A 6,181-nucleotide genomic window follows, 5' to 3' on the forward strand; every position below is an offset into this window, starting at 1 on the left:
GATGCGCGATACAGTTTTTAGACTGACTGGTCAGTTCAAGATCGCCCGCACGGGGATCGCAGGGAGGTACACGTGCACAGCACCACGGGCGCCCCGCCCGGCCAGGGGGCAGCGATCAGAGCCCGGGGACTCGGCGTCAAGGGACCGCGGGGCTGGGCCTTCCGCGGAGTGGACATCGACGCACCCCCCGGATCGCTCGTCGCCGTCGAGGGCCCGTCCGGCTCGGGACGCACCAGCCTGTTGCTCGCCCTCACCGGCCGCATGCGGACCGGCGCGGGGAGCGCCGACGTGGGCGGACTGCCGCTGCCGCGGCAGATGGCCGCGGTGCGGCGCATCAGCGCGCTGGCCCACGTCCCCGGCGTCGCCGAGCTCGACGCGTCCCTCACCGTCGACGAGCACCTGCACGAGCGCGCCCTGCTGCAACTCCGCTTCGGCGGCTCGCCGTTGACCCTGCTCCGGTCCCGCGCCGACAGGGCGGCACGGACGAAGGCGCGCATCGACGCAGCCGTGACCGCGGCCGGACTGGACGTGGCCGCCCTGCCGAAGGGCGGACGGACGACCGTACGGGAGCTGGAACGGCTGACCGCCCTGCGGCTGTCGCTGGCCCTGGCACTCATCGGCACCCCGCGGCTGATCGCCGTGGACGACACCGACCTCAAGCTCTCCGACGCGGAGCGCGCACAGGCGTGGGCGCTGCTGCGGTCGGTGGCGGAGGCCGGCACGACCGTGCTGGCGGTGTGCAGCGAGGCGCCCGAGGGCGCGCTCGTCGTCAGGACCGACGGCGCGAGTGACAACACGGAGATCGTGAAGGGAGCGGCGCATGCGTTCGCCGAAACTGGCCGCGCTTGAGCTGAAGCGGTTCGGCAGGGGCAAGCTGCCCCGCGCCGCGCTCGTCGCGCTCCTGCTGCTGCCGCTGCTGTACGGCGCGCTGTACCTGTGGTCCTTCTGGGACCCCTACGGCCGTCTCGACAAGGTGCCGGTGGCGCTGGTCAACGACGACCGGGGCGCCACGGTGGACGGCAAGAAGCTCACCGCCGGCGACTCGATCGCCGACGGCCTGCACGACAGCAAGTCCTTCAAGTGGCAGGAGACCAGCGCCGCCGACGCGCGCAAGGGTCTGGAGAGCGGCAAGTACTACCTGTCGCTCACCATCCCCGCGGACTTCAGCAAGCGGGTCGCCTCCAGCTCGGGCAACTCCCCGGAGACCGGGGCGCTCCAGGTGCGGACGAACGACGCCAACAACTACATCGTCGGTTCGATCTCCCGCACGGTCTTCTCCGAGGTCCGCGCGGCGGCGTCACGGAACGCGTCGCGCTCCTTCTACGACAAGATCTTCGTCTCCTTCTCGGACCTGCACAACAAGACCAAGCAGGCGGCCGACGGCGCCGACCAGCTGGGCGACGGCATAGGCAAGGCCGAGAAGGGCGCGGGCGACCTCAAGAACGGCCTCAGCCAGGCCAAGGAGGGCAGCGGCAAGCTCGAGGACGGGGTGGACAAGCTGCACAGCGGGGCCGGGACGCTGGACGCCAAGTCCCAGGAACTGGCGGACGGGGCACGCCAGGTGGCGGACGGCACCGCGCAGCTGGCCGGCAAGGTGGACGATGCCGTGTCGAGCAAGGACGCGACGTATCTGAAGAACAACGCCGCGGACATCGGTGCCGACGCGAAGGACGTGGCCAATGAAGCGGCCATCTTGCGGCAGCACCTTGACGATCTGCCGTCGGCGAATGTCACGGCAGGCATCGTCAAGGGCAGCAACGCCGCCCTCACAGGGCTGAACCTTGCCTACGGGAAGCTCTGCGAGCAGGCCACGACGCCGGGCGACACGTGCCCGGAACTGAAGAAGGCCGTCTTCGCCGCCCAGCAGTCGGCCGAAGGCGCCCAGAAGCTCGACGACCTCGTCAACAACAAGAACGGCAAGCTCGACAAGTTCCCCGCCAAGCTGGAAGCACTGCAGTCCGCTTCCGAGAAGCTCCGGGACAAGGCCCCCACGCTGGCCAAGGACATCGACGACGCCGTCCGCAACGTCAACGCCCTCAACAACGGCGCCCAGCAGGTCGCCTCCGGCGCCGCCAGGCTCCACAACGGTGCCGGCCAACTGCACGACGGTCTCGGTGATGCCAAGGACGGCGTCGCCGGGCTGGACGACGGGATCGGGAAGCTGCGCAACGGCGCGGACACGTTGGAGGGCGGCATGTTCAAGCTCTCCGACGGTTCCTCCAAGCTCGCCGGCGGGCTGCACGACGGCGTGTCCAGGATTCCGGACTACGGCAAGAGCGACCGCGACGCCCGCACCGAGGTGATGGCCGACCCGGTCAAGCTGGCCTCGCAGGCGCTGCACAAGGCGCCCAACTACGGCACCGGGTTCGCCCCGTACTTCATCCCGCTCTCCCTCTGGGTGGGCGCGATGGTCGCCTACATGCTGATGCAGCCGCTCAACCGCCGTGCCCTCGCCGCAGGCGCCCCGGCCTGGCGGATCGCACTGGCGGGCTGGCTGCCGGTCGTGGCGATCGGCGTACTGCAGGTGGCCGCCCTGCTGTCCGTGCTGCACTGGGCGCTGGGCCTGCAGATGGAACGCGCCGCAGGGACCGTCGGATTCCTCGTCCTGGTCACCGCCTGCTTCGCCTCCATCGTGCAGTGGCTCAACGCACGCTTCGGACCGGCCGGACGCATCCTCGTCTTGGCGCTGCTGATGCTCCAGCTGACGTCCGCGGGCGGCACGTATCCCGTGCAGACCAGTCCGGGCTTCTTCAACGCCATCCACCCCTACCTGCCGATGAGTTACGTCATCGAGGGGCTTCGCCGCCTCATCACCGGCGGCGGGCTCGGTCCCGTCTGGCAGGCGTGCGGCGTGCTGGCCGCGTTCACCGTGGGCGCGCTCGCGCTGACCGCCTGGGCGGCGCGCGGCAAGCAGGTCTGGTCGCTGGACCGGCTGCACCCGGAGCTCAGTCTGTGAGCGAGGACACCGTCCGTACAGGGAGAATCACCGTCATGGACAGCAGCAGTACGCGCCGCATGAACACCCGGCGGAAGCTCTTCGAGGCGGCGGTCACCCTGATCGCCGAGCAGGGGTTCTCCTCGACGACGGTGGACGAGATCGCCGAACGGGCAGGAGTGGCCAAGGGCACGGTCTACTACAACTTCGCGAGCAAGACCGTGCTCTTCGAGGAGTTGCTGCGGCACGGCATCGAGCTGCTGACGGACTCCCTGCAGCGGGCCGCCGACGAGACGGCCGCCCGCGGCGGCAGCAACGTCGACGCGCTGGACGCGATGATCCGGGCGGGTCTGGAGTTCATCTCCGCCTACCCGGCGCTCACCCAGCTGTACGTGGCCGAGCTGTGGCGCACCAACCGGGCGTGGCAGTCGACGCTGATGCAGGTGCGGCAGCAGGCCGTCGCGGTCATCGAGACCGTGCTGCAGAAGGCGATCTCCTCGGGCGAGCTGAGCGAGGAGATCGACATTCCGCTGACGGCGTCCGCGCTGTTCGGGATGGTGCTCGTGGCGGCGCTGGACTGGCAGTCGTTCCAGCCGGAGCGGTCGATCGACGAGGTGCACTCGGCGCTGTCGCGGCTGCTGCAGGGCCGCGTCGGGGGCGACAGCCCGAAGCCGTAGCAGAGGCCTGCGGCGGCCGCCGCTGCCGGTACGGACCGTCCACCTCGGTCCGCGCCGGCAGCGGCGTTCCCCCGTGTTCCCCCGAGCCCCCGTGGGAAGCCCCCGTGCCCCCCGGACGCGTCCGGTCCGCCCCGCCGTTCCGCCACCCCGTGTCGGCGGTGCCGGCGGCCGCGTCCCGTCCGCTGCTCCCACTCTGCCGCCCGGGCGGACCCCGTCCCATCCGCACGGGTACTCATCCCGGCGTCTGAGTACGCGTACTCAGAGGTGAGCATCAGGCCCGGCCGGGGCTACGATGCGGCGCGTGTCAGTGCTCCCTTTGGTTTTCACCAGCGGCTGGGCGAGCGGGATCAACGCCTATGCCGTTGTCCTGCTGCTCGGCCTTCTCGGCTCCACCGGTGTCAGCGATCAGGTACCGGACGTCCTGCAACGGCCCGACGTGCTGATCGCGGCAGGCGTGCTGTTCCTCTGCGAGGCCGTCGCCGACAAGATCCCCTACGTGGACACGGTGTGGGACGCCGTGCACACCGTGATCCGGCCGATCGCCGGTGCGGTGGTCGGAGCGCTGCTGGCGGGCCAGGACGGCTCGCTGACGCACCTGTCCGCCGGAGCGGTGGGCGGCTCGGCAGCGCTGCTGAGTCATCTGGTCAAGGCGGGCGCCAGGATGGCCGTCAACGCCTCTCCGGAGCCCGCCAGCAACATCGTGGTGAGCCTGCTGGAGGACCTGGCGGTCGCGGGGCTCGTGGTCTTCGCGCTGTTCCACCCGGTCGTCGCGGCCTGCATCGCGGGCACGCTGCTGGCGCTGGGCCTCGCGCTGATCGTCGTCCTGTGGAAGCGGGTGCGCCGCTTCCTGCAGCGCAGGCGCGAGCGGCGGGACGAGAAGCGGCTGCGGGGGCTGCCCCCGGTGCACGTGGGTGCGGCGTGGCAGGGCGAGCGGACGGGCTCGTAACCGCCCTGAACCGGCCCGGGGGTCCGGGGGTTGTCCCCCGGAATACTGCAGTGGTGGGGGCGGATAAGGTCGCTCCCATGGCACGGATTGCGGTGATCGGCGCCGGGATGGGCGCGATGGCAGCCGCTGCCCGGCTGGCCGTCGCGGGCCACCGGGTGGCGGTGTACGAGCGCGCGGAGACCCCCGGCGGCGCGGTGGGACGGTTCGAGCGGGACGGCTTCGTCTTCGACACCGGCCCCGGGCTGCTGCATCTGCCCGCCGTCTACCGGGACTTGTTCGTCAAGACGGGCAAGGAGCCGCTGGAGCAGTGCGTCGCCATGTCCCAGGTGGACCCGGCGAGCCGGCACCTCTTCGCCGACGGCACGGACGTCTCGCTGCCCAACGCCTCGCGGGCCGGCGTCGTCCAGGCGCTGGACGGGGCGGTCGGCCCCGGCGCGGGCGAGCGCTGGAGCGATCTGGTCAACCGGGCGCGCGAGGTCTGGGACGCCACGCGGCGCCCCCTGCTGGAGGAGCCCCTGCACGCGGAGCGCGTCCTGGCCCTGGGCCGGGATCCGTATCCGGCGCCGCCCCGGCGGGGGTGGTGGCGGCGCCGGAGCGGGCCGCCCACGCTGGCGGCCGTGGCCGAGCGGGAGTTGCAGGACCCGCGGCTGGCCGCGCTCCTGGAGAGCCATGCCCTGGCCCACGGCCTCGATCCGCGCAGCGCCCCGGCGAGCGCGGCAGTGCTGCCGTACATGGAACAGACCTTCGGCAGCTGGTACGTGAGCGGCGGCATGCACGGGCTCGCCGCGGCGCTCCACGCGCGGTGCGTGGCGCGCCGGGTGGAGTTCTTCTTCGGCGCGGAGGTCGTCGCGCTGGTGGAGAAGGACGGGCGTGCGGCCGGGTTGCGGCTGGCCGACGGCAGTGTCGTCGAGGCGGACATGGTGGTGTCCGGGGTCGCCCCGGGGCGGCTGGAAGGGATGCCGCCGACGGAGCCCGCTCCCGTACCGCCGGGGCGGTTCAGCGTCTTCCTGGCGCTCGGCGGGGCGCGGCCGGAGGGCGTCGTGCACCGCACGGTGGTGCACGGGGGCGACCGGGCCGCGGAGTTGGAGGCGGTGTTCGGCACGGGCCCCGTGGCGGAGTACCGCCCGACGGTGACCGTGCTGCGGCCCGACGATCCGGCGACGCGGCCGGACGGGGAGCACGAGGCCGTGACGCTCACGGCGACGGTGGCACCGCACGGCGGCCGCGTGGACTGGTCGGACGAGCGGACGGCGGCCGATTTCGCGGACCGCATGGTGCGGGCAGCCGAGGCGGCGGTGCCGGGCCTGCGGGAGCGCGAGGCGTGGCGCGCGGTGCGCGCCCCTGCGGACGTGGAGGCGACGACCGGCGCGGCGGGCGGCGGAGTGCCGGCGCCCGTCCTGGCGGGCCAGGACGGGCGATTCCTGCGCCCCGCCAACACGACGTCCGTGCCGGGGCTCTACCTGGCCGGGGGGTTCGCCCACCCGGGGGGTGGGCTGGCCCATGCCGGGATGTCGGGCGCGCTGGTGGCGGGGCTGGCCATGTCTTCGCCAATGAGGTAGCGGTAGAGCCATTCGGCGAAGCTCATGTCGTACCGTACCCAGCCGCCTTCGCCGTCTTCGACCA

Annotated in this window: 5 protein-coding genes; all 5 read left to right on the forward strand. The window is 72.2% G+C overall.

Annotated features, from left to right (window positions below; translation table 11 throughout):
* Positions 1–72: 72 nt before the first annotated feature.
* The 5 genes from ACWD4B_RS05955 (at position 73) to ACWD4B_RS05975 (ending at position 6,117) form a co-directional block, all read left to right on the forward strand.
* Positions 73–849 (forward strand): ATP-binding cassette domain-containing protein, encoded by a 777-nt coding sequence (locus tag ACWD4B_RS05955; RefSeq protein WP_451419606.1) that lies wholly within the window; start codon positions 73–75, stop codon positions 847–849.
* Entirely contained in the window at positions 821–2,956 is a 2,136-nt protein-coding gene (locus tag ACWD4B_RS05960) for a YhgE/Pip family protein (RefSeq protein WP_451419607.1), read from the forward strand. Before ACWD4B_RS05955 ends, ACWD4B_RS05960 begins: the two co-directional genes overlap by 29 nt.
* A 35-nt stretch (positions 2,957–2,991) precedes the next feature.
* Complete coding sequence (locus tag ACWD4B_RS05965; RefSeq protein ID WP_451419608.1) at positions 2,992–3,612, forward strand: TetR/AcrR family transcriptional regulator; 621 nt, start codon at positions 2,992–2,994, stop codon at positions 3,610–3,612.
* A gap of 301 nt (positions 3,613–3,913) precedes the next feature.
* Entirely contained in the window at positions 3,914–4,558 is a 645-nt protein-coding gene (locus tag ACWD4B_RS05970; protein ID WP_451419609.1) for a DUF4126 domain-containing protein, read from the forward strand.
* A 77-nt stretch (positions 4,559–4,635) separates the two neighbouring features.
* Positions 4,636–6,117, forward strand: coding sequence for a phytoene desaturase family protein (locus tag ACWD4B_RS05975; protein ID WP_451419610.1), 1,482 nt, complete (start codon positions 4,636–4,638; stop codon positions 6,115–6,117).
* Positions 6,118–6,181: the final 64 nt, after the last annotated feature.

This window comes from Streptomyces sp. NPDC002536 (genome assembly GCF_053594995.1).